We start from the raw sequence: 1,065 nt of genomic DNA, 5'->3' as shown, positions 1-1,065 counted from the left end.
CGCCCTTCCAGCCGAACTCCGGGGTCGTCGTCTTGCCGATGAACACGGCACCGTGCTCGCGCAGGCGGGCGACGGACGGGGCGTCCTCGTCCCACGCACCGAGCCCACCGCCTTCTACCTGGACCCGGTGCGACTGGTGCAGGTGCCCGCGCACGCCACGCGCATCATGTACGCCTCGCAGGACGCCCAGGGCCGACCCATCGCCGTGACCGGCACCGTGCTGACCCCCACCGCCCCGTGGACGGGCGGCGGCGAGCGCCCCGTGATCGGCTACGCGGTGGGCACCCAGGGCGCGGCGGACCGCTGCGCCCCCTCCCGCACCCTCTCCACCGGCGTGCAGTACGAAGGCGTCGGGATCACGTCCCTGCTGAGCCGCGGCCACGCCGTGGTCGTCACCGACTACGAGGGCCTGGGCACCCCGGGCACGCACACCTACATGGTCCGAGAGGCCCAGGCGCACGCCGTCCTCGACGCGGTGCGCGCGGCCGCCCAGGTGTCGGGTTCGGGCATCACCGCGACCGCGCCGGTCGCGCTCGCGGGCTACTCGCAGGGCGGCGGGGCGACCGCGGCCGCCGCCGAGCTCGCACCCGACTACGCCCCGGAGCTGGACCTCAAGGGCGCCTACGCGGGCGCCCCGCCGGCCGACCTCGTGCAGGTCGCGGACCGGATCGACGGCGGCCTCTACGCGGCCTTCCTGCTCTACGCGATGGCAGGGCAGCTCGCCGCCTACGACGTGGACCCGGCCACGCACCTCAACGAGACCGGCCTGGCGGCCCTCACCGGCGCGGCCGAGACCTGTGTGGCAGGCAGCCTCGCCTACGCGCACCTCGACTCCGCCACGCTGACCCACACGGGGCAGGACTTCCCTGAGCTCGTCCGCTCCGACGCCGAGCTGGCCGGGATCCTCGCCGAGCAGCGGATCGGCGCGCAGGGCCGCCGCCCCGATGTGCCGGTGATGATCGCGCACTCCGTCACGGACGACGTCATCCCGTACCGCGCCGGCCGCGACCTGGGCCGCCGCTGGTGCGCGGAGGGCGCGCGGGTGCGCTTCGACCCGCTCCTCAC

General features: G+C 75.6%; 1 protein-coding gene. It reads left to right on the top strand.

What is annotated here, in order from left to right; all coding sequences use genetic code 11:
• Positions 1–142 precede the first annotated feature (142 nt).
• A partial coding sequence (locus AB0N07_RS52005; RefSeq protein WP_365848118.1) for a lipase family protein occupies positions 143–1,065 on the top strand: 923 nt, incomplete at its 3' end.

The organism is Streptomyces sp. NPDC051172 (assembly GCF_040682555.1).
Lineage (GTDB): Bacteria > Actinomycetota > Actinomycetes > Streptomycetales > Streptomycetaceae > Streptomyces.
The sequence above is the reverse complement of the archived record's forward strand: the minus strand, read 5'-3'. Positions and strand labels throughout refer to the sequence as shown.